The organism is Roseinatronobacter bogoriensis DSM 18756 (genome assembly GCF_004366635.1).
GTDB lineage: Bacteria > Pseudomonadota > Alphaproteobacteria > Rhodobacterales > Rhodobacteraceae > Roseinatronobacter > Roseinatronobacter bogoriensis.
Map to the genome: position 1 here is coordinate 130,922 of NZ_SORN01000005.1, position 21,865 is coordinate 152,786.

A 21,865-nucleotide genomic window follows, 5' to 3' on the forward strand; every position below is an offset into this window, starting at 1 on the left:
TCACATGTCTCTTGTGTAGTGTGACCTCATCAGCTTTGAATTCGTGAGGATATTCGCGCTGAAAACGGGGTGCGGAACAGGTTGGCGACAGGCTTGCAGATGCGCCACCAGAACAAGGCCCCAGCCAATTGACCAGCTTGTCGCAGCCAGAGACAGTGCATCAGACATACGCAAGATTGCAGCCAGAAAGACACAGTAAAAGCCGATGACTGCACCGCGTCGTGCCTTCAGATAACCGGGGTGGCGCAGCGCACTTGCGCGGGCCATCACAGCAATGCCCATGCAGCTTAGCCCGCCAATCGCGATGAAATGTAGTGCACCGCTGGTGCCAGGTCCCCGCGTTGGCCATCCCAAAGTCGCGCCTGCATAGATAAACAGACCTGCCGGGATACAGCACAGTGCAAGTGTCATCATCAGCAACAGCGCATCGTGGCGCACAGGTGTCAGGCCAAGGGTTGTGATGAAGCCCGTCAGGCACAGCGCCACGCTCATCAGCAAGGCCGCGACAAAGGATGGTGGGGCGCTGTCCCATACCACAAAGGCCACGCCAAGCAACACAAGCGCGGCATGGATGAAAGGCCAGTTGGGCCGCGATTCCTGTTCGCCCAATCGGTGCGCAGCGGCATTCAGGAAGGCAATCAGCATCCGGCTGCCCACAGCCATGACCAACCAGACCGGCACCAGCAAAAACTGAGGTTGCAGGTTCTGTAGGACAAGCGCGCCTGTTCCAAGAACAAGGCAAACCCCGATAACAAGGGGGGGCACGACGGCGCGCCGCCCATGTTGCAACCCGTATAGCCATTCACGACAGACAAGCACAGCGATGGTAGCGAATATGACGGCATTCAGGGCGCGCGCAATGATTTCTGCCTGTGGATGGGGGACCATCATCGCCGCGCGGGCACCTAGCCACAGCATCGCCAAGGCAACGATCACGCCACCGCGCGATGGGCCCCTGCCAGACCATGCCGAACATGCCGTCAGGGTGTAGCCCGCGATCAGTGCGGCGACAAAACCAAGCACCAATTCCGACACATGCCATTCCAGCGTCACCTGAGGGAGTGCGCGCCAGTGCCAGATTGGAACAGACAGTGCGGCCCATGCCGCGGCAAGCCCGAAAAAAACGCGGTAGGCTTCAGCCTTGCCAAGCATCTGCCAGCGGCCGCTCAAGGCGCAGCATGTCCACGGCGCGCGCGGCGATCTGGGTGGTAATGGCCGCAACGCTATCGGGTTTGAGGTAGAACGCAGGCACCGGGGGCAGGATGATCCCGCCCATTTCGGTGACAGTGGTCATGTTGCGCAGATGCGCTAGCGTCAGCGGTGCCTCTCGCGCCAGCAGCACAAGGGGGCGGCGTTCCTTCAGTTGTACGCCCGCCGCGCGGGTCAGAAGCGTGTCATCCAGTCCATTGGCAATCGCCGCAAGGCTGCGCATCGAACAGGGGGCGACGATCATGCCAGCGACCGGATAGCTGCCAGAGGCGACGGTTGCGCCCATATTGGTGCCATCATGGATCACATCGGCAAGGCGCTCCAGCTCTGCTGTGGCGGTTGGCCCCAGTTCCAGATCGCAGGTGTGGCGAGCCATGCGGGTTGTGACCAGATCAACCGCCACGCCTATCCGCGCCAGATGGCGCATGCAATCAAGCGCCAGTGCGGCGCCAGACGCACCAGAGATTCCCAGAACAACACGCTTTTTCATTGGCGGGCCTTACTGATGTGTTGGGCGACAAATTCTGCCGCGCGCGCTTCATGTGCGGGGTCAAGCGTCATGACTTCGCCCCAGTCGCGGGTGGTCTCGGCACCGATCTTGTTTGTGGCATCCACCCCCAGCTTGCCTGCCAATCCTTCGAGCGGCGAGGCAAAGTCCAGATAATCCATCGGTGTGCGGTCCAGAACCATCAGGTCGCGGCTTGGGTCCATACGCGTGGACAGCGCCCATGCGATATCATCCCAGTTGCGCGGGTCTATGTCCGTATCGACCACGATCACCAGCTTGGTATAGCTGAATTGCGGCAACATCCCCCAAAGCGCCATCATCACCCGCCGCGCCTGACCGGGATAGCGCTTGTCGATCTGCACCACCGCGATCCGGTAGGAACAGCCCGCAGGGGGAAGCCACAGGTCGCGGATTTCCGGGATCTGCGCGCGGATTACCGGCAGGGCCAGATCATTGAACACCTCGCCTATCACCGACGGCTCGTCTGGTGGGCGGCCTGTCACGGTGGTCAGATACATTGGGTCGCGCCGGTGCGTGATGGCTGAGATACGCATGACGGGGAAATTTTCCACGGCGTTATAGTAGCCGGTATGGTCGCCAAACGGCCCTTCAGGGGCGCTGTCATCTGGGTGAATCCACCCCTCTAGAATGATTTCAGCCTGTGCAGGGACCATCAGCGGAACAGATTTTGCCGCGACCAGTTCGGTCCTTGCGCCACGCAAGACACCGGAAAAGCCAAGTTCAGATACGGTTTCGGGCAAGGGCAGGGCGGCAGACAGCAGCGTGGCCGGATCGGCCCCCAGCGCGATGGCGACGGGCATGGGATCGCGCGCCTGTGCCCATGTGCGCGCATGCGCCGCGCCCCCGCGATGGGCCAGCCAACGCATGATCAACCGGTCCGGCCCCAGAACCTGCGCGCGGTAAACCCCCAGATTATAACGCGTGATCTGGTCGGCCTGCGTCCCATAGGGGCGGGTGATGACGACCGGCCATGTGATCAGCGGGCCAGCATCACGCGGCCAGGGCGTCTGGACGGGAATCTGTGTCAGGTCCGCGATGTCCTGCGCTTGTTGCACTGGGGCGCTGCGGCGTATCTGGGGCCGCGCCGTGAGGGCGGCGCGCAGTAGCGGCCAGCGCGACAGTGCGTCGCGCATTCCGTCCACCGGGGCAGGGCTGCGCAAGGCGGCCAGAAACTCACCAAGCTTGGGCAGATCATCCAGTGTCATTCCCAGACCGGCGGCAACCCGTTCGCGGGTGCCGAACAGATTGGCAATAACCGGTAAATCCGCACGCGTGCCGCCTGAATGCGCGTGATCAAACCGCAAGGCTGGCCCGGCGGCGCGCAAGGCGGCCAGTTGCAAGGCTGTCATCTCATGACGCAGGTCTGCGGGGTCTTTCACGGTAAGAAGATCACCGCGCTGGTCCAGCCAGTGCAGAAAGCTGCGCAAGTCGGGGAAGGGAGGGAGTTGGCGCATTTCAGACCTGTTTGCAGGGTTTGAAGGCAGATAGCAGCCCAATCCGTGAGGGTAATTGACATACATCAAACAACTATCTGTAACCCTGCGGTAACAGGGGCAGGTGATCAATCTGCCAAAGCAGGACAGCGCGATGCAGCAAGCCAGAGAGAATGTCACCATTCCAAAAATACTTACGGCACCAATGCATGTTTTGCCGTTATGGCCCGTGTCGATCGCGCTAAGCCAGCTTGCACGCAAGCTTTTGCGCGCGCATCCGACCATCCTGAGCAGGATTGATAAATATCAAGAAAATCTGTTTGAACTGGATATCACTGATCTTCCTTTCATCCTGCGGCTTCACCCGGCGCGGGCCGAGCTTCGGGCGTTTCGTCGCAGCGCCGCGCCCGATGCCGATGCGCGCATCTCTGGCAGTCTGGCAGCCTTTCTGGCGATGCTGCACGGGGTCGAGGATGGCGACTCGCTCTATTTTTCAGGCTCTTTGCAGATCGAGGGCGATACGTCCGCCGTTCTGGCGCTGCGCAACGCGCTGGATGATGCCGAGTTGGACCTGAGCACTGAGATTGCGAATGCCTTGCCGCTTTTGGCCCCGCCCTTGCGCCTTGCGCTTGCGCCACTTGAGAAACTGACCGGACTTCACCTGCAACGCGCTGACACAACACCAGAGGTATATTGATGGAACTTGTCTGCCCTGCCGGCACGCCCGCCGCGCTACGCGCCGCCGTGGATGCGGGCGCGCATTGTATCTACTGTGGCTTCGCTGATGAAACCAATGCACGCAATTTTCCGGGGCTGAACTTCTCGCGCGCAGAACTGGCCGAGGCGGTCGGCTATGCTCATGCGCGTGGCGCGAAAGTGCTGGTTGCGATCAATACCTTTCCGACCGCGGGGCAGGAAGCGCTATGGCATTCGGCAGTGGCCGATGCGGAAAGGGCAGGCGCGGATGCGGTCATTCTGGCCGATCTGGGGTTGCTGGCCTACACGGCCGAGCATCACCCCGATCTGCGCCGTCATCTGTCGGTGCAGGCTGCGGCGGCCAATCCTGATGCAATCAATTTCTACGCAAGCGCCTTTGATGTGCGCCGCGTGGTCCTGCCGCGCGTGCTCAGTGTTGAAGAAATCGCCGCGATCAACAAAGAGATTGATGTGGAAACCGAGGTTTTTGTCTTTGGGGGGTTGTGTGTGATGGCTGAAGGGCGCTGTTCGCTGTCATCCTATGCAACAGGCCGGTCGCCAAATATGAACGGTGTCTGTTCGCCGCCGGAACATGTTGACTATGCAACCGAAGGCAATGAGAGCGTGGCTCGTCTGGGGGGATTTACCATCCACCGGACGCCCAAAGGGGGCGCAGCACCTTATCCTACATTGTGCAAAGGCTGCTTCACCTCGGGTGACAAGACCGGGCATGTGTTTGAGGATGCGGTCAGTCTTGATGCCTCTGCCCTTGTACCAAGGCTGGCGCAGGCAGGTGTGACGGCGCTTAAGATAGAAGGACGGCAGCGGTCAAAAGCCTATGTTGCACAGATCGTGCGGGCGTTCCGGGCGGTCACGGATGCGCTGGATGAGGGGCGTGCGCCGCCTGCACTGGCGCTTGCACGTCTGTCCGAGGGGCAGGCCGCGACCACTGGCGCTTATGCAAAGACATGGAGGTGATGCGAATGGACCTGACAGTCGCCCCAAACCCGTTTTTCTGGAATGCCGAGGCCGTGCGCTGCTTCTACGCCGGGCTGGCCGATGCGCCAGTCGCGCGCGTAGTGCTGGGGGAATTGGTCTGCTCGAAGCGCTTGCCGTTCTGGCAAGATGAAATCCCGCAGGCAATCGCAGCCCTGCAAGCAGGCGGCAAAGAGGTCGCGCTGACCTCGCTTGCGTTGATTACCTTGAAGCGCGAGCGCAAGCTGACGGCTGATCTGCTGGGAATGGGCCTGCCGGTGGAGGTGAATGACCTTTCGGCCCTGCACCACATTCCCGAAGATGTGCCTTTCTGGGTCGGCCCGCTGGTCAATGTCTATAATGAAGGCACGTTGCGCTGGCTGGCGCGGCGCGGGGCCACGCGGATTTGTCTGCCCCCTGAATTGCCGATGGCTTCCATCGCGGTGCTGGCGCAGGTTGCGCAGGCCGAAGGTGTCGCGCTGGAAGTCTGGGGGCATGGACGCTTGCCGCTGGCCATCTCGGGGCGGTGCTACCATGCGCGATTGCATGAGCGCGCAAAGGATTCGTGCCAGTTTGTCTGCGACCAAGACCCTGACGGGCGCGATGTGGATACGCTTGAGGGGCAGTCCTTTCTGGCCGTCAATGGCGTGCAAACCTTAAGCCAGGCCTATGCCTGTATGGCCGATCACGCGGCCAGGTTACAGCAAATGGGCATCAGCGCCTTGCGGTTGCAACCGCAATCGATGGGTTTTGACGCGATCTGCGCCGATTATGCGCAGCTTCTGGCAGGCGACATGACATCAGCGGCATTGATCTCGAAATTGAGTGCGGCACATCCCGACATGCAGTTCTGCGACGGTTTCGGGCGGGATGGCGCAGGCGCAAGCTGGGGTGCGAAACCTGTGCTTGCCTGATTGGTGCCTTTTGGCAAGGTTGGAGTAGCTGTTCCGCTTGGCAAACTGTCCCGGCTATCAAGGCCGGGGCAATGTTATTCAAGGTTGGGCGGCAACATTGCCGGGTTTTCCCAAGGCATATAGGAAACCCGCGCTGGTTGCTCTGGCGTCAACTCGAACAGAGCGCGATGCCAATAACAACGCAGGCCGCGCCCATCATGCGCCGTAGATCGACAATTTCACCCAAGAGCGCTGCAGCGCCAAGAATCATCAATGTCTCTACGCCGATAATCGTGACATAGACCACAGTCAGATCCCCGCGCCGCAGCAGAAAAACTTCGGCCACCGTGGCCAGTATGAACCCTGCCACAATCAGAACCAATCCGATCGGATAACTGCCCAGGGCTGCGAATTTCATCCCCACAGTCGCCACAGTATACCCAAAACCCGCAATCACGATAATGCCGATCCAGCGCAGAATATGCGGGTTGCTGGCAATTTCAGGAAGTGTGCTGTCGGTGGGCATATAGCTGGCCTTTTCAGAAAAAGAAAACTTCGAAACAAGTTTGCGCAGGGTGCGAAATCGCGACGAATCGTGCGGCATCATGGGGCAGACCTTTGTTCACCCAGACTCATGCCAGCAGCAGCGCCGCGGCGTGGCATGGTCTGTTCTGATCTTTGCTTTAAGGCATCCGGATGGTCTGGCAGCACATTAGGCGCGCTGCGGCGCGCTGACATGCCCCATATGGGGTAGGCAGTTCAGTTTTTTGGTTTAAGATCGTGCTTTTGAAACTCTGATGTCAGGGAATCGGGCCTTTGAGTGAGGCGTTTTTTGAAAAGGCGCTTGCAGCGATATATGATTGCGCTGTTGATCCATCCGGTTGGGAAGATGCGCTGAGTCTGATCCGCGACCAGCTTGATCTGTCTTACCTGTTGCTGCATTTCTTCAGGTTCCCGCCCGGCTATCCCGATGTGCCGCCAGAGGGCTTTGTCGTCGGCACGCAGTGGGACAGTCTGTGGCTGGCGCGGCTGGAGCCGCTTTTGCCAAGCGTCCCGCATTTTGACCGTATGCGCAGTGCCGGGATTGATGAACCTGCAACCCAATTGCAATTCATGTCAGAACAGGAATTTCAGGCCACCGAATTCTACAGCGCTTGGGTAAAACCCCAAGGGCTGCGCGACAATTGCCTGACCAATATCGTTGCGCGCGACAACATGCTGGCCATGCTGTCAGGTGCGTCCGGGCAGGCGCGCGATGTGATTTCACATCAGGATGTGGCGCTGATCGCGAAGCTTTCACCTCATATCAGGCGGGCGCTTCTGATCTCGGACTTGCTGGACGAATCCCGCAGCCAAGCCATGTTTCAGGCGCGGATTCTGGATGGATTGACCGTTTCGGTTTTTCTGGTCGGACAATCGGGCCAGATTTCCTATGCGAATGCGGCGGGCGAGGCCTTGCTGTCGCGCGCGACACTGGTGACCGGATATAAACGCAGGTTGAATGCCGTCGCGCGGGTCGGCGCGCGTGCGCTGAGCGAGTCCATTCTTCGTGCCTGCACCGGCACGGATACGGCAATCGGCTTGTGGGGCAATGGCATTCCGCTTGGCGGGCAAGACGGCGATACAGGTGTCGCCTATGTTTTGCCGCTTGGCCGGTCGGACAAGCGCCATATGCTTGGGAATGGAATGGCCGCAGTCGCAATAACGACCAAGAATGAGGCCCGCCTTCCCGAAATCGAGGTGTTGACGGCCCTGAGTGGGCTGACAGCAGCCGAAGCCCGCATGGCACTGGCCATTTCGAAAGGGCGCTCGCTTGAAGCTGTGGCAAGGGACAATGCTATCGCCCTTGGGACTGTGCGCCAACATTTGAAAAGCGCGTATGAAAAGACAGGTGCACGATCGCAGCACGCTTTGGGAGCCTATATCAATGCGTTGCAAGTCCCGATTGCGGACAAGAATTCGTCGTGACGCGGCGCTGCCACCCTTGTTTCGATAGAGAATATCTGGCTACAGAGCGCAGATAGGCATCTGTGTCTTTCGGCCAGCGCATCGACCCCCGCGCGTCCCATGTCTTTGAACACCGCATGTGGTCAGGCAAGCCGATTAAGGTCAACCGGGCGGTTTTCCAATATACCTTCCATTGAGAAAAGCCCCGTCACTGTATCGAATTCAAACCCGTTGATCAGGCGCTGATAGAAAATGTCATATCCGGCCATCCCGCGGGTAACGACTTTGAGCATGTAATCCCAGTCACCGCCAATACGGTGGCAATCAATCACCTCTGGTAAAGCTGCGACATGCCGGGCGAAGCTTTGCGACCAATCGCGCGAATGATGCCTTGTGCGGATCATCACAAAGACAGTCAGGTCCAGCCCCAAAGCGCTAAGGTCAACCAGCGTTCGAGTTCCTTTCACAATGCCGCTTGATTGCAAGCGCTGCAATCTTCGCCAGCAGGCATTTTGCGACAAACCGACCCGCTCGGCCAGTTCACGCTGCGACAAGCCCGCCTCGTTCTGAAGCGTGTTCAGGATTCGGATATCAATTTCATCGAAACTTTCTTTCATATGGGTCATATGACACGATTTTGGGGCCATTTGTCCAGAAGTTTGGGGGAATTTGCCGCGAAGCAAGAGGGTAAACTCTGTTTGTTGTGAGATTACCTACGGATTGCACAAATGACCGACACTCAGGACCTTTTCGCCGCTTTTCGTGAAATGCTGGCGACACACGACCCGCTGGCGAGCCTACGCGCCGGATTGATCGGCGACGGTGCCATGTTCGACGGCCCATTCGGCCCACGCAGTGTGCTCTATGCCGATTACACCGCCTCAGGACGCGCGTTGATGCAGGTCGAACGCTTTATGCTTGAACAGGTTTTGCCCTTTTACGCGAATAGCCATACCGAAGCCTCGTTCTGCGGTGGGTTCATGACCCGACTTCGGCGCGCAGCGCGTGATGTGATTGCACAGGCTTGCGGCGCGGGGCCGGACCATGCGGTGGTGTTTTGCGGCGCAGGCGCGACAGCGGGTATCAACCGTCTGGTCAGATTGCTTGGTGCAGGGCCAGGGGTGCGGGTCTTGCTTGGCCCTTATGAGCATCATTCCAATATTCTGCCTTGGCGTGAAAGCGGGGCCGCGGTGATTGAACTGGATGAAGCACCGGAAGGGGGGCCGGACCGGGCGCAACTGGCGCGGCTGCTTGACTGCGCGCGCCCGGTAATCTGCGCGTTTTCGGCGGCATCCAACATCACCGGAATCGTGGCCGATGTTGCGGGGCTAACCCGTCAGGTCAAGGCGGCAGGTGCAAAGATGGTTTGGGATTACGCAGGCGGTGCCCCCTATCTTCCCATCGCAGTGACCCCGTGCGCGGACGCGCCCATAGATGCCATCGTCCTTTCGCCACATAAATTTCCGGGTGGGCCGGGGGCATCGGGTGTGATGATCCTGCGCCATGATGCTGTTCGGATGGCAAAGCCCAGTCAGCCCGGTGGCGGAACTGTTCGTTTCGTCTCACCCATCTCACAGGATTACAGCCCCAGTTTGGTCGCCCGCGAAGAAGCAGGAACCCCGAATGTGCCCGGCGATATTCGGGCGGCCCTGGTATTTCTGGTCAAAGGGATGATCGGGCAGAGGGTTATGGATACCCGTCATACGCGTCTTTGTGCACAGTTTGAGGCATCATGGCGCAATCATCCGCGGATCGACCTGTTGGGCAGGCCAGGTCTGGCCAGCCTGCCTGTCGCCTCGTTCAGGGTGCGGGACGGTCGGGGCGGTTATGTGCATCAACAATTGATCACGCGGATGCTGAGTGATTTCTATGGTATTCAGGCGCGGGGCGGGTGTGCCTGTGCGGGTCCTTATGTGCACAGGTTGCTTGGGATTGATCCGGCGGCATCGGGGGAATTGCGACAGGCTATTTTGTCGGGCGATGAGCTGGCAAAGCCGGGATTTACCCGGCTTAACCTCAGCGTTCTTATGGATGACAGCAAGGTGGACTTTATTCTCAACAGTGTTGCCGCCCTTGCCGATGCAGCGGGTGAACTGAGCGCTTACTACATATCTGACCCTGCGCGCGCGGTTTTCGCGCCCCGAGAGGGTGCCGGACGCGCCGCCTGAGACTATGCGACAGTCCGATAAGGCAGTCACCGACCCGCCCCAAATCCCGGACATTCCGAACGAGGGCTGGTTCGTGTCACCTTCAAAGTGTTGCGGCCAGAAGCGTGCTGCGCAGGATCTCGTGTCACCCAGATTCAGCTATGGATCGCCATTCAGAAAATGTTTAAAGTATCGTGGTTGAATCTTTAGCGTCAGAGGGTCTTCGCGTCGCTTGAATTCCGGATAATCAGGCGATTTTGACGCTTCACCTCGGATGGGGGCATATGAAAGGCATCGTATTCGTGGAACTGATCCGGATGGCAGAAACTGTCATTGGCGAAAGCGCCGTTGACGACATCTTGGACCAATGCGACCTTTCAACCGATGGGGCCTATAGTACCGTGGGCAACTACCCATGCTCTGAGATGATAGCCCTTGTCGAGGCCTTCTCCAGACATACCGGGACCCCCTCGGCAGAGTTGCAGCGGATGTTCGGCAAATGGATGCATGAGCATTTTGTATCGAGCTATCCCGCGTTTTTTACCGACAAACCAGATGCATTGGCCATGCTTGCCGCGATAGAGGATGAAGTTCACGTTGAAGTTCGCAAGCTTTATCCTGAGGCCGAACTTCCGCGTTTTGAAACTGAAAGGCTGGGTGCGGATGCGCTGCGGATGACTTACCGGTCTCCACGTCCCCTCTATGACTTTTGCCATGGGCTGGTCGAGGGGTGCATTGATCATTTCGGACACCGCGCCGACATCCGCCGCGAGCATTTGTCAGACACCAAAGAACATGCCTGTGCCTTCACGATCAATCTGCGCGCATAAGGTCACGACATGAGCGAGATTGATCGTATTTCCGCACATTTTGGTGACGCACAGGTTTCGCGGCGACGTTATGATCGCGAAAGGCGCGCAAGGATCGAGGCGGAACAATTGCTGGAGGCCAAAAGCCGCGAGCTGTATGAGGCCAATAATGCGCTGCGCAAACAGGCTGAGTCACTGGAAGAAACGATACGTCAGCGCACCGCCGACCTTGAGGCGGCGCGGGCCCAGGCAGAAGCCGCAAGCGCGGAGAAATCGGCTTTTCTGGCAAATATGAGCCATGAGATCCGGACACCTCTCAATGGTGTGCTTGGAATGGCAGAGGCCCTGAACGACACGCCCCTCACCAAGGTGCAGAGGGATATGTTGGGTGTTGTTTTGCAATCAGGGCATCTGTTGCAAAATGTCCTTAATGATATTCTCGATCTGTCAAAGATAGAGGCGGGCAAGTATGACATTGAAGAAATCGCCTTTGATCTGAAAGACGTGGTGCGCTCTGTCCAAGCGATGTTCGGTTTTGCCGCGAAGGAAAAAGGGCTCGACTTCCGGATTGATTTCGGCCCCGGTTCCGAAGGGTGGATTATGGGCGATCCGAACCGGCTGCGCCAGATCCTTGGAAACCTCGTTTCGAATGCGATTAAATTCACAAGAGAGGGCGCGGTCCATGTTCTTGTCGAGGTCTGCCCGGTCGGGGCGGGCCATGAATTGCGCCTGATTGTCAGGGACACCGGAAAGGGCATTTCCCCAGAAGAGCAGAGGCGACTTTTCAAACCCTACGCGCAGAGCAATGCGGCCATGTCTCGGGAATTCGGCGGCACAGGGCTGGGCTTGTCGATTTCACGGCGTTTTTGTCAACTCATGGATGGTGAGCTGAGCGTCGAAAGCAGCAAGGGCCATGGTGCGACATTCACTGCACGGTTCAGGGTCGGCCGGGCGCAGACGCCTTGCGCCACCTCTGAACAAGGCCCGGAGGAGGAACTGAAGCAACTTCTGCAAGCGCGACCGCATCGGATTCTGGCGGCTGAAGATAACAAGACCAACCAGCTTGTTCTGCGTGGTCTTCTGAAGGGCCTGGACTGTTCACTCGAGATTGTTTCGGATGGCGGCGCATTGTTTTCCGCATGGCAACAAAAGCGCCCCGATCTGGTGTTGATGGACATTCAGATGCCGGTCATGAGCGGGCTGGACGCAACGATCGCAATAAGAGACGAGGAACGTAAGGCAAAGTTGCCGCGCACACCAATTATTGCAATATCGGCCAATATCATGCGCCATCATGAGGTCGAGTATGAGGAAATCGGCATGGATGGTTGCGTGCCCAAACCCTTTCGCAAGGAGCAACTGGTGAAGGCTATTCTGGCGTCTCTCAAGCGTCACCAAAACACGAACAATCTCTAGCTGAATGCGCGAGATACCGAAGACCGGCGCCTAACTCCGCCGGGAACGCATTTTCGCGACAGCCCGCGCCAAGATCATACGCGCGAATATGCGCAAAGCGGGGTAGGGGCGGATCAGGTCTGCAAGCGAGGGGCCAAGTTTATAATAGACCCGAATGAACACCCGGCCCAAAAGACCCTCGCTAAGTTCGAGGTCGCGATAGAGCCGCAAGAAAGCGACATCGGGGTGATCCGCGTCGCCATAGGCACAGGTCGCCACAAAACAAGAACCGCCTGAACCACCGCTACCCCCGCTTTCCTCATCCTCGTCGTCTTCCGAGTCGTCATCATCCCCTAGAAATTCGGCTTTTGAGAATTCACCCGGCTTGAAAAAACGCGCGAATTCAGGATCGTCATCACGCTCCATCAATTCAAGCCTGCGGGCCTCAACGCTTTCGTCATCAATGTTGAGAATTTCGGCAGTACTTTGGGCGGGTTCGTCGGGAAATGCCGCCGCCCACTGTTCTTCAAATTGTGTGCGTTCCGATTTTGACAGGGCAAGAAAGTAATCAAGCCGCACATTCTCGCTTGTGAAGGCGAAAGTGCGACAGACCGGTAGCGAAATCAGGTCGTTCAGGATGTCCGGACCATTGGCGTATTCTTCTGCGGTCAAACGCTGAAAACGCAAATCAAGGATATCCTGATCCACGTCTTTGATTAAGCGTTCAAATCCCTCGGTGCTGAGATTTCTGCAAAATTCCCGCCACACGCCCTGTGTGGCGGACAAGGCGAGGGCGTTTGCATTGATCTGATCAAGAAGCGAGTCCTCTGCTTCGCGGCTGAGCCCAGAGACCAGTGGCGCGATTTCACTCGGGTCTTCGACAGTGAGCAGCTCTATCAGCGTCTCGCGGGGAAATGCTGTTTCGGGTAGCTCATCGCCACTATCGGGTGGGATTTCTCCGCTCGGGGGCGGTGTGTTCAATTCCCGAACCAGATCTTCCACAGGAGAGTTGTCTGAAAAATCGATCAACACGTCTTCAAGGCTGTCTATCTGGCTGCCCAGCCCCAGAAGCCATGTTTCCCCACCCTCGTCATGGTCGATGACAATATCATCGCCGTCTACCGATGCTCTGTCCCGCACATCCTCTGCGGAGGCATAGACCCCGCGAAAGCTTAGACCATCCCCTCTCTCGATGTCGAAATCGGCGATTGTTGCCAGCCCTTTCACGTCGATCACAAACTGGTTGGGACCACTGTCCCCGTCGAGGCCACTTCCCCCTTCGAGATAATCGACACCATGACCAGACACCAAGGTATCTGCACCCTCGCCACCGATCAGTGTATTCTCACCACCACGACTGATCAGCAGATCATCCCCGGCACCGCCATCAAGCAGGTCATTGCCGGCACCTCCAATCAGCGTATCGTCACCATCGAGCCCAAAAAGGCTGTTTGACCCGAAATCAGAAACTAAAACGTCATTGAAATCGCTGCCAAAAATGACATCATCGTAATTCGCAGCCGGATCGACCATCTGGTCATGACCGGCAATCTTTACGCCGACATCACCAAAAGTGAATTCGAATTTCACGATCTCGTAGGGGCCGAGCGAGACTTGAAGCCCCTCGGACCCTGCCATATCGCTTTGGTTCAGGATTTGCTTGTAGGGTCGCGCATAGCGCGACAGCGGATCGCCTTCATCGCGCGCTGATGTTCTGGGGTCATCAATGACCCCCAACTGTTCTGCCCAGACATGGTGGTATTCAGGGATCAACGCAGATGGGTCGAGCGTGAAGTCAATATCTGCAAGGCTGCGCGAAGATACGAAAACAACAGCCTTGTCGTCCCCCATATACGCGTGCATGACAAGCTGTTCAGCGTCTTCTGGTGCTCTTTCTGCATCTGGTGTGCCAACGGCGTTGCGCAGGGATTCAGGCGTATCCAGATCAAGCAATTGCATGCCGCGGATGCTTTGGGACATCATGCGGTAGGTTTCGCCTGCCGGTGAGAGCCAGTATTCAAAGCCACCGGGTTCATCCTCATTCGGGCGCAAACCCGCCAGCCTTGTTCCAAGGCTGGGATATTGTGTGCCCCAGACGGCCGCATTGTCGATGTCACGCTCCAGCATAACGCGCATGGCTTCAAGCAGGCCCGACGCCTGCGCAAGACCCAGGTCGCCACCGCTATTCTGAATGTTCCATTCGGTGATGCTGTACTTCAGATCAGGCGACATGCCTTCATAGCTTTTCCAGTCATCCAGTCGGTCGAATGTCGCATCTCGTTGCGTCGCCAAGGCATAAGTCGGCGGGTAGTAATGCGTTGAAATTGAATCGATCGCTTCGCGCGAGGCCAGCGACATTTTCTCTATGATGCGCTCATTGCCGTCAGGGATGCGCCTTGTAGTTGCCTGAATGTTTATGTTCGGTTGGGACCATTCATCCGGGCCGCCGCGCTCTTCTTCATAGACATCGAACAGCGCCTGCATCCCAACCGATAATTTGTCCACAAGCAGACCATATTCATCTGCCGACATGCGGTCACGGTACCAGAATTCATTACCAATCTGGAATGTATCGATATCTATTTCGCCATACGCGCCACGTATCATGTCATCGACGCGATCAAGCAAACGGTACAAGCCGAAAGCAGTCGGCATGCGAAATCCGTCATCGCCAATTTCATCTGACAGATAATTTTCTGTCGGTAAGGTGAAGGTGATGGAGATGTCGTTCTCTGCAGCATATCTGAACGCGGCAGGTGCTGTCACAATTCGTGGGCTTCCGTCATCCGACAAGCCGCTGGGCGTGTTGACATCAAAAAAACGATCAACAATGTCTGAATCTGGTGCAAATGTCGTTTCGGTGACTGTCCCGCCCGGAAACCGCAGCCCGCTCCACCCAATATCCTGAAGCATCCGATCAAACGGACCCCCTGGATCCAGAAAATTGCTCGTGAAAAGGGCATTGGCGTGAAACATACCATCCCCGATGGGACCGCTTGAAAACGGCGCTGCGGTCAATGTAATCCGCTGCATTTCCAATCCCTTTTCCAATCAATAAAAAACAATATGATAACATATTTTTCATAAGAATAATAGTTATTTAATGATTTTTCTCAGCAAATGGATGCAGTGGATTCACTGATACGTCGGAGCCATATGCTGTGGAATTGCCGCTGAGGCCGGTATACCCTTCAATAACCGATATGCTGAGCCTGCTTCACAGCCCTCTGGCTGGCATGCTGACTGATTTGATGGGTGTAACGTTGTAAAGAATTTTCGTGATGTCGGGGCGTGCTTGCTCAATGCCGCTTGGCGCAAGCTGCGCAGGGACTGGTTGAGCAGCCGCTGTAAGGGCAGATCCGTATCGACGATATCCGCCCAAAGACTTGAGCAGTGAGAAAAGACCCAAACCTTTGGCTGAGCAAGGCAGGTCTTGTCCTGCTGCTTCTTTATCCGGCGGTTGTCGTCATATCCTTGGGTGTTTTGGGTCGCTGCGTAAGGCGATAACGCTCACTCCAAGACGGTGCAAAATGCCTTGGCCGGGAAAATAGTCAGGGTGGTGTTTTTGCAGAGCAGGTGCGTGCCGCGCGGGCAGGCGCGCCAGAACTGGCGCAGCACGCTGAATACAGTGACGCGCTCAGACCGCTACGGAATGGCGGGCCGTGCTGTTGGCCAGATATGCGTCAAACGCAGCCGCTGCAAGGCGCACCAGCGGACGCCCCCGGTCGGTCATCGTCACCTTCCCCTCGCTCACCGAAACGAGGCCGTCTGCCTGCATCTCGGAAAGACACGCTTCCGCGTCGCGCCACCAGTCTGCGGGCGCACCATGTTTCGCGCCGATGCGAGCGGCATCGACATGCCCGTCGCACATTAACCGCTCGATCACCTCAGCGCGCAACCGGTCCTCACCGATAAAGGCCCGCCCCTTGGCAACAGGCAAGTGGCCTGTCTCGACCGCGCGAGCCCATGCGCCCGTTTCAGCGATGTTTTGCAGATAGCCGGCAGGCGTGCGCCCGATCGAGGTCGCGCCAAGCCCGATCAGCGTTTCGGCCTGATCGGTTGTATAGCCCTGAAAGTTCCTGCGCAACCACCCGTCACGCGCAGCAATGGCCAGATCGTCATCCGGCAGCGCAAAATGGTCCAGCCCGATGGCAACATAGCCTTCGGCAGCCAGCGCCTCGGCCGCAGCACTGGCCTGAGCCGCGCGTTCTTCTGCACCCGGCAAAACAGAGTCTTCAATCATGCGCTGGTTCTTTGCCATCCACGGCACATGCGCATAGCCGAACAGCGCGACGCGGTCAGGGCGCATTGCGGCGCTGAGCTTCACAGTCTCGACCAGGCTCTCGACTGTCTGATAGGGCAGACCATAGATCAGGTCGAAATTGATCCCCGATACACCACCCGCGCGCAATTGTTCGACCGCATCGCGCACCATGGCGGGCGGCTGCACCCGGTTTATGGCCTTTTGGACCTTCAAGTCGAATTCCTGAACCCCGAAACTTGCGCGGGTAAAGCCAAGCGCGCCGATGCGCGCGGCCATCTCGGGTGTCAGCGTACGCGGGTCGCTCTCGATGGCAATCTCGGCATCTGGTGCGAAATCCCAGCGCGCGCGGACATCGTCCATCAGAATGGCCAGATCATCGGGCGAAAGCGCTGTGGGCGTGCCCCCGCCCCAATGCAGGTGCGAAACTGTCATGCGACCGGGCAAGGCATCTGCGGTCAGCGCGATTTCCTTGCGCAGAGTGCGTGCATAATCCGCAACCGGATCATAACGCGACGCCAGCTTCATGTTGCAGCCGCAATACCAGCACATCTGCCGACAAAAGGGCACATGCAGATAGAGCGAGACCGGTGCAGCAGGGTCCAGTTCGGCCAGCCAGCCCCGATAGCAGCTTTCATCGACTTCCTTACCAAAATGCGGAGCTGTCGGATAGCTGGTGTAGCGAGGGGATGCGCGGCGGGCATAGCGGTCGATGACAGGGTCCATAAGCTAGTCTTTCGGGCTTGGAGGTTTTGGCGACGGGCATCGTCGCGGCTGAAGTGAAGAGACCAATGTTGAATGCAGCTTAAAGAACCATCTGCAGGACTTCATTGACATGCATCAAGCCTTTGCCCCGTGACGAGATGGCATTCAGAGTTGCAGTCTTGCGATATCTTTACAATGCGCTGCGATTCTCAGCTTTGTAGGGCCGTTAGGAGCTGTCATCCGACCGCCTGACGTCTTCATGTAGGTCGCCGTCGCCGAGCTATCTCGCGAACGGGGCGACCTCTTGGATCCGTCAACCCAATGGAAATCCATGGATGCTTTGCGCCTTCCCATAGTTGTCGAAGGGCGCTCTAAGAGAGACGTTGGCCCTTCAGAGATCTATTCTGCGTCAAGTGCTGGGTCACTGAAGGGCGGACAGCCTCATCAATGCCCTTTGAAACAAAAGGAAAAAAGGCCCCAGTGGGGCCCTTGGACGGGTTTGGCATTTGAAAGTGGCGGAGAGAGCGGGATTCGAACCCGCGAGACGGTTTCCCGCCTACACGCTTTCCAGGCGTGCGCCTTCGACCACTCGGCCACCTCTCCGTTGCGTGCCTCTTAGCGTGGAGTTGCGGTCTCTTGCAAGGGCAGAGTCGCAGCTTTCAGATCAAGGCAACTGTGCGTGGCGATTTACGTCCTTGTACAGCAGATACCGGAAGGGTTCCGGGCCGCCCGCATAGCAGGCCTGCGGGCAAAAGGCGCGCAGCCACATGAAATCACCTGCCTCGACCTCGACCCATTGCTGGTTCAGGTGGTAAACACCTTTGCCTTGCAACACATATAGTCCGTGCTCCATCACATGGGTTTCGTCAAATGGAATAACCGCCCCCGGTTGCAGGGTGACGATTGTGACATGCATGTCATGGCGCAAATCGGTCGGGTCCATGAAGCGTGTTGTTGCCCAGGCCCCGTCGGTTTGTGGCATGGGCGTCGGTGCAATGTCGTGTTCGTTTGCAAAGAAGGCATCCGGCGTATCCAGACCCGAGACGCTTTGATAGCGCTTCCTGATCCAGTGAAAGGCGCACCCTGTGTCGCCCGTTGCCCGAATGCTCCAATCGGAACCAGCCGGAAGGTAGCAAAAGCCGCCTTCTTCCATCTTGTGCTCGGTGCCTTCAAGGCGGATCGACACCTGCCCTTCTACAATAAAAATCGCACCTTCGGCATTGGCGTCCGTTTCAGGCCGGTCACTGCCACCGCCTAGCTCTATTTCGACGATATATTGGGAAAAGGTTTCGGAAAATCCGCTCATGGGTCGTGCGAGCACCCAAAACCGTGTTCCTTGCCAGAAGGGCAGGGCGCTGGTCACAATGTCGGACAGCACACCGCGCGGGATAATGGCGAAGGCTTCGGTGAACATGGCCCGCCCCGTTATCAGTTGGGATTGCGGGGGCAGGCCGCCTTTTGGCACGTAATAGGTCCGGGCGGGATTGGTCGGGGCAGTGGGCATAAGGGCCTCTCTGGAAAGGGTCGTGCCGACGCTAGCAAAAGCAGTCGTGCACGACCAGTGTCCAAACCCAAGAGACACCTTTCGGAAATTCGGTGTAGTCCTGTTCGGACACCACCGAATCGGACCCTTAGCTGTCGGGCGTCAGGCGCAGCAGAGGCGCATCCTCGCCATCTGCCAGAACATAGATGAAGCCATCTTCTGGCCCGATCGCCACATCACGGATCCGCAAGTCCTCGCCATCCAGCAATCTGGCAACTTCGCTCAGGCCATCATCTTCTTCGGCCCAAAGCCCCAGATAACGGTGATACAGGTTGCCAATCAGCAGATGCCCCTGCCAGTCTTCAAAGGCATCGCCCTCATAAAACACCATGCCTGAAGGCGGATTGTGATTGTCGCGGCCAGCGGGCCAGGCATGTATTGGCGCGACAAAGCCGTCATCAGGCTGGTGCGGTTCGGCAAATTGTTCGCCGCCGCTATAAGTCACCCCTTCCGAGGCCAGCGGCCAGCCGAAATTTGCGCCACGCTCGACGATATTGACCTCGTCACCACCGGCTTCGCCATGTTCGGCCAGCCAGACTGCATCTGTCTCGGGGTGAATCGTCATGGCCTGAATATTGCGGTGACCGTAAGACCAGATCGCGTCCGCAGCGCCATCTTCACCGACGAAGGGATTGTCTTCTGGAATATCGCCATCGAGTGTCAGGCGGATCACAGCGCCATTCTCGCTGCTCAGGTCCTGCGAGATGTGGGAGTCCGAAAAGTCCTTGCTGCCACGATCACCGAAGCCCGCAAAGAGGTATCCGTCCTGAAACACAATCCGCGAGCCGAAATGCGCGCCGCTATCGATGCCGGGCTGCACGATGTGAAGCACCTCCAGATCGGTAAGCGCCAGTGCATCGCGGTCAAGCTGCGCGCGGCCGATATGGGTGCTGGTGCCGTCCTCGACCGGAGCGACCCAACTCATATACACCCAACCGTCGCTGTCAAAGTTCGGACCGACTGCGACATCCAGCAGGCCGCCCTGACCTTCTGAAACAACATCTGGTGCCCCTGTGATTGGAACGACCCCGTCATCCATGTTCCACAACACCACGTCGCCGCCCCGGAGCGTCAGGATCATATCGTTATGATCGGGCAGGAAGGCCATGCCCCAAGGCCGGTCAAGCCCTTCTACCAACGTCTCAATCGAATACCCGTTTTCAGCCTGTGCAGGCATGGCAAGGCCCGCCGCCGCCAATGAGATCAGGGCTGTTGTTGATAAGCGCATGAGAAACCTCCAAATCCGTCTTGTGTACACTCAAACATGTGATTGTAGACTGAGAACTCAACTCACGAATTTGGAAGCCGTTCCATCTGCAAGCTTGACTCCTGACGTGTTCAGGCATAAGCGAGCCGCAATCACCGGAGGTTTGCGCTTCCGGTCCTTTGCTGCGGCAAGGATCGCCACCCGCCAGCGCGTTGCGCCCGTGGGTGCAATACTGGTTTGACGCTCTGTTCGCAGGGCAAGGAGTGACGCATATGTTCGAGAACCTCTCTGAGCGCCTGTCCGGAGTCTTTGACCGGCTGACGAAGCAGGGTGCGCTCTCGGAAGATGATGTGCGTGCCGCACTGCGCGAAGTGCGCGTGGCGCTTCTGGAAGCTGACGTTTCGCTGGATGTGACGCGCGAATTCATCAAGCGGGTACAGAAGAAAGCGACCGGTGCCAGCGTGACGAAATCGATCACGCCGGGTCAGCAGGTCGTCAAGATCGTACATGATGAATTGATCGCCACGCTTGAAGGCGAGGGGGACCCCGGCGCGCTGAAGATCGACAACCCGCCCGCATCCTTGCTGATGGTCGGGCTTCAGGGTTCGGGCAAGACAACAACCACAGCAAAACTCGCGCGCCGCCTGACCGAACGCGAGGGCAAGCGCGTGCTGATGGCCTCGCTTGACACCAACCGCCCCGCCGCGATGGAGCAATTGGCCATTCTGGGCGGGCAGATTGGTGTCGACACCCTGCCGATTGTTGCCGGGCAGAATGCTGTTCAGATTGCCAAGCGCGCCAAGCAGCAGGCGACTTTGGGCGGATATGACGTCTATCTTCTGGATACGGCCGGCCGGTTGCATATTGATGAAGCGCTGATGGCCGAAGTGCAGGCCGTGCGCGATGCGGTCAGCCCGCGCGAGACATTGTTGGTTGTCGATGGCCTGACCGGGCAAGACGCGGTCAATGTTGCGGCGGAATTTGACGGCAAGGTCGGTGTGACTGGCGTGGTTCTTACACGGATGGATGGCGATGGGCGCGGCGGCGCGGCCCTGTCGATGCGTGCTGTCACCGGCAAGCCGATCCGCTTCGTGGGTCTGGGTGAAAAGACCGATGCGCTGGAGGTTTTCGACCCCAAGCGCGTTGCAGGCCGCATTCTGGGCATGGGCGACATCGTGGCCCTTGTGGAAAAAGCGCAGGAAGTGCTGGAGGTCGAGCAGGCCGAACGCATGATGAAGCGCTTCCAGAAGGGGATGTTCAACCTCAATGACCTGAAGATGCAGCTTGAGCAGATGCTCAAGATGGGCGGGATGCAAGGCGTGATGGGCATGATGCCGGGCATGGGCAAAATGTCGAAACAGGCTGAAGCGGCTGGGTTCGACGACTCCATGCTGCGCCGTCAGATCGCGCTGATCAATTCGATGACCAAGAAAGAACGCGCCAACCCCGCAATCCTGCAAGCCAGCCGCAAGAAACGAATCGCGGCAGGGGCTGGGCTGGAAGTGTCCGACCTGAACAAATTGCTGAAGCAACATCGCCAGATGGCCGACATGATGAAAACCATGGGCAAGAAGGGCATGCTGAAACAGGCCATGGCAGGGATGATGGGCAAGGGCAAAGGCGCCGATGCCATGCCAGACCCCAGCCAGATGGACCCCAAACTGATGCAGCAGGCCGCGCGCCAACTGGGCGGTATGCCAGGAATGGGCGGCGGTGGCGGTCTGCCCGGTGGCCTGTCAGGGATGTTCAAAAAGAAATGATGAGCACATCCGAAAAACAGTCAGAACTGGTTGACCAGCCAAGCAAAGGTGTCGCGCATGAGTGATCTGACGCAACGCGCCGCAGAGCTGCTGGCCGATCATCGTGACAGCATCGACCGGCTGGATGCGATCCTTGTCTATACGCTGGGCGAGCGGTTCAAACACACGCAAGCTGTGGGCCGATTGAAGGCGCAGCATGATCTTCCCCCGTCCGACCCTACGCGCGAAGAGCGCCAGATAGAGCGGCTGGAATGGTTGGCCAAAGAGGCCGATCTCGACCCGGAATTTGCCAAGAAATTCCTGAATTTCATCATCTCGGAAGTGATCCGTCACCATGAGAAGTTGCAACGCTGACA

18 protein-coding genes and 1 tRNA gene are annotated in these 21,865 nt (G+C 57.9%); 9 read left to right on the forward strand and 10 right to left on the reverse strand.

Translation table 11 applies throughout. The annotated features are described in order from the left end of the window. The 3 genes from EV660_RS12315 to EV660_RS12325 are packed head-to-tail and all read right to left on the reverse strand — an operon-like array spanning nt 1 to nt 3,192. Entirely contained in the window at nt 1-1,170 is a 1,170-nt protein-coding gene (locus tag EV660_RS12315) for an NnrS family protein (RefSeq protein WP_134013947.1), read from the reverse strand. Then, the gene (locus EV660_RS12320) at nt 1,136-1,699 is read right to left on the reverse strand and encodes a UbiX family flavin prenyltransferase (protein ID WP_071480295.1); all 564 of its coding nucleotides are present in this window, start codon (nt 1,697-1,699) and stop codon (nt 1,136-1,138) included. Before EV660_RS12320 ends, EV660_RS12315 begins: the two co-directional genes overlap by 35 nt. Further along, a complete protein-coding gene (locus EV660_RS12325) occupies nt 1,696-3,192 on the reverse strand; it encodes a UbiD family decarboxylase (RefSeq protein WP_071481998.1) in 1,497 nt (498 codons plus the stop codon). The genes EV660_RS12320 and EV660_RS12325 overlap by 4 nt, the downstream gene beginning before the upstream one ends. 133 nt (nt 3,193-3,325) lie before the next feature. On the opposite strand from EV660_RS12325, the gene ubiT reads away from it, so the two are divergent. From ubiT to ubiV, 3 genes are read left to right on the forward strand one after another with little or no spacing between them, the layout of a single operon-like run. Then, nucleotides 3,326-3,868 carry a ubiquinone anaerobic biosynthesis accessory factor UbiT gene (gene ubiT, locus EV660_RS12330; protein WP_071481999.1) on the forward strand — a complete coding sequence of 181 codons (543 nt, stop codon included), beginning with the start codon at nt 3,326-3,328 and terminating at the stop codon, nt 3,866-3,868. Continuing rightward, nucleotides 3,868-4,845 carry a ubiquinone anaerobic biosynthesis protein UbiU gene (ubiU, locus tag EV660_RS12335; RefSeq protein ID WP_071480296.1) on the forward strand — a complete coding sequence of 326 codons (978 nt, stop codon included), beginning with the start codon at nt 3,868-3,870 and terminating at the stop codon, nt 4,843-4,845. Before ubiT ends, ubiU begins: the two co-directional genes overlap by 1 nt. Nucleotides 4,846-4,850: 5 nt before the next feature. After that, nucleotides 4,851-5,756, forward strand: a complete 906-nt coding sequence (gene ubiV, locus EV660_RS12340) for a ubiquinone anaerobic biosynthesis protein UbiV (RefSeq protein WP_071482000.1) — start codon at nt 4,851-4,853, stop codon at nt 5,754-5,756. A 148-nt stretch (nt 5,757-5,904) separates the two neighbouring features. Here the strand turns inward: ubiV and EV660_RS12345 are convergent, their stop codons facing one another. Further along, nucleotides 5,905-6,261, reverse strand: a complete 357-nt coding sequence (locus EV660_RS12345) for a DMT family transporter (protein ID WP_134013945.1) — start codon at nt 6,259-6,261, stop codon at nt 5,905-5,907. A 290-nt stretch (nt 6,262-6,551) separates the two neighbouring features. Between EV660_RS12345 and EV660_RS12350 the strand changes: the two genes are divergently transcribed. Continuing rightward, nucleotides 6,552-7,703: a hypothetical protein gene (locus EV660_RS12350; RefSeq protein WP_071480297.1), complete on the forward strand. Its 1,152-nt coding sequence runs from the start codon at nt 6,552-6,554 to the stop codon at nt 7,701-7,703. A gap of 122 nt (nt 7,704-7,825) precedes the next feature. Here the strand turns inward: EV660_RS12350 and EV660_RS12355 are convergent, their stop codons facing one another. Then, nucleotides 7,826-8,299, reverse strand: coding sequence for an Lrp/AsnC family transcriptional regulator (locus EV660_RS12355; protein WP_198510686.1), 474 nt, complete (start codon nt 8,297-8,299; stop codon nt 7,826-7,828). A 111-nt stretch (nt 8,300-8,410) separates the two neighbouring features. Between EV660_RS12355 and EV660_RS12360 the strand changes: the two genes are divergently transcribed. The 3 genes from EV660_RS12360 to EV660_RS12370 all read left to right on the forward strand — a co-directional run bounded on the left by EV660_RS12360 (nt 8,411) and on the right by EV660_RS12370 (nt 12,054). Continuing rightward, nucleotides 8,411-9,850: an aminotransferase class V-fold PLP-dependent enzyme gene (locus EV660_RS12360; protein ID WP_071480299.1), complete on the forward strand. Its 1,440-nt coding sequence runs from the start codon at nt 8,411-8,413 to the stop codon at nt 9,848-9,850. A gap of 263 nt (nt 9,851-10,113) precedes the next feature. After that, nucleotides 10,114-10,659, forward strand: a complete 546-nt coding sequence (locus tag EV660_RS12365; protein ID WP_071480300.1) for a heme NO-binding domain-containing protein — start codon at nt 10,114-10,116, stop codon at nt 10,657-10,659. A gap of 9 nt (nt 10,660-10,668) precedes the next feature. After that, complete coding sequence (locus EV660_RS12370; protein ID WP_084634810.1) at nt 10,669-12,054, forward strand: ATP-binding protein; 1,386 nt, start codon at nt 10,669-10,671, stop codon at nt 12,052-12,054. A gap of 30 nt (nt 12,055-12,084) precedes the next feature. Here EV660_RS12370 and EV660_RS12375 read toward each other — a convergent pair whose 3' ends face one another. From EV660_RS12375 to EV660_RS12395, 5 genes are all read right to left on the reverse strand, one after another. After that, on the reverse strand, nt 12,085-14,946 hold the full coding sequence (locus EV660_RS12375; RefSeq protein ID WP_134013943.1) for a calcium-binding protein: 2,862 nt from the start codon (nt 14,944-14,946) through the stop codon (nt 12,085-12,087). A gap of 724 nt (nt 14,947-15,670) precedes the next feature. Then, nucleotides 15,671-17,020 carry an oxygen-independent coproporphyrinogen III oxidase gene (gene hemN / locus EV660_RS12380; RefSeq protein ID WP_071480302.1) on the reverse strand — a complete coding sequence of 450 codons (1,350 nt, stop codon included), beginning with the start codon at nt 17,018-17,020 and terminating at the stop codon, nt 15,671-15,673. Between the two features lie 492 nt (nt 17,021-17,512). Then, nucleotides 17,513-17,602, reverse strand: a tRNA-Ser gene (locus EV660_RS12385). 61 nt (nt 17,603-17,663) lie between these two features. Further along, complete coding sequence (locus EV660_RS12390) at nt 17,664-18,503, reverse strand: bifunctional allantoicase/(S)-ureidoglycine aminohydrolase (RefSeq protein ID WP_071480303.1); 840 nt, start codon at nt 18,501-18,503, stop codon at nt 17,664-17,666. Nucleotides 18,504-18,630: 127 nt separating this feature from the next. Beyond that, a complete protein-coding gene (locus EV660_RS12395) occupies nt 18,631-19,770 on the reverse strand; it encodes a PQQ-dependent sugar dehydrogenase (RefSeq protein WP_071480304.1) in 1,140 nt (379 codons plus the stop codon). Nucleotides 19,771-20,021: 251 nt separating this feature from the next. On the opposite strand from EV660_RS12395, the gene ffh reads away from it, so the two are divergent. Together ffh and EV660_RS12405 are read left to right on the forward strand one after the other, a co-directional pair. Beyond that, nucleotides 20,022-21,509, forward strand: a complete 1,488-nt coding sequence (gene ffh, locus EV660_RS12400; protein WP_071480305.1) for a signal recognition particle protein — start codon at nt 20,022-20,024, stop codon at nt 21,507-21,509. 57 nt (nt 21,510-21,566) lie between these two features. After that, on the forward strand, nt 21,567-21,863 hold the full coding sequence (locus EV660_RS12405) for a chorismate mutase (RefSeq protein WP_134047591.1): 297 nt from the start codon (nt 21,567-21,569) through the stop codon (nt 21,861-21,863). Nucleotides 21,864-21,865: the final 2 nt, after the last annotated feature.

Excerpts from the sequence above, each read along its gene's own strand:
- EV660_RS12405 (WP_134047591.1), top strand. The coding sequence starts at position 21,567 with ATGAGTGATCTGACGCAACGCGCCGCAGAGCTGCTGGCCGATCATCGT.
- EV660_RS12320 (WP_071480295.1), bottom strand. The coding sequence starts at position 1,699 with ATGAAAAAGCGTGTTGTTCTGGGAATCTCTGGTGCGTCTGGCGCCGCA.
- EV660_RS12360 (WP_071480299.1), top strand. The coding sequence starts at position 8,411 with ATGACCGACACTCAGGACCTTTTCGCCGCTTTTCGTGAAATGCTGGCG.
- ubiV (WP_071482000.1), top strand. The coding sequence starts at position 4,851 with ATGGACCTGACAGTCGCCCCAAACCCGTTTTTCTGGAATGCCGAGGCC.
- ubiU (WP_071480296.1), top strand. The coding sequence starts at position 3,868 with ATGGAACTTGTCTGCCCTGCCGGCACGCCCGCCGCGCTACGCGCCGCC.
- ubiT (WP_071481999.1), top strand. The coding sequence starts at position 3,326 with ATGCAGCAAGCCAGAGAGAATGTCACCATTCCAAAAATACTTACGGCA.
- EV660_RS12370 (WP_084634810.1), top strand. The coding sequence starts at position 10,669 with ATGAGCGAGATTGATCGTATTTCCGCACATTTTGGTGACGCACAGGTT.
- EV660_RS12390 (WP_071480303.1), bottom strand. The coding sequence starts at position 18,503 with ATGCCCACTGCCCCGACCAATCCCGCCCGGACCTATTACGTGCCAAAA.
- EV660_RS12365 (WP_071480300.1), top strand. The coding sequence starts at position 10,114 with ATGAAAGGCATCGTATTCGTGGAACTGATCCGGATGGCAGAAACTGTC.
- EV660_RS12355 (WP_198510686.1), bottom strand. The coding sequence starts at position 8,299 with ATGAAAGAAAGTTTCGATGAAATTGATATCCGAATCCTGAACACGCTT.
- ffh (WP_071480305.1), top strand. The coding sequence starts at position 20,022 with ATGTTCGAGAACCTCTCTGAGCGCCTGTCCGGAGTCTTTGACCGGCTG.
- EV660_RS12345 (WP_134013945.1), bottom strand. The coding sequence starts at position 6,261 with ATGCCCACCGACAGCACACTTCCTGAAATTGCCAGCAACCCGCATATT.
- EV660_RS12395 (WP_071480304.1), bottom strand. The coding sequence starts at position 19,770 with ATGCGCTTATCAACAACAGCCCTGATCTCATTGGCGGCGGCGGGCCTT.
- hemN (WP_071480302.1), bottom strand. The coding sequence starts at position 17,020 with ATGGACCCTGTCATCGACCGCTATGCCCGCCGCGCATCCCCTCGCTAC.
- EV660_RS12325 (WP_071481998.1), bottom strand. The coding sequence starts at position 3,192 with ATGCGCCAACTCCCTCCCTTCCCCGACTTGCGCAGCTTTCTGCACTGG.
- EV660_RS12375 (WP_134013943.1), bottom strand. The coding sequence starts at position 14,946 with ATGCTTCAGGATATTGGGTGGAGCGGGCTGCGGTTTCCGGGCGGGACA.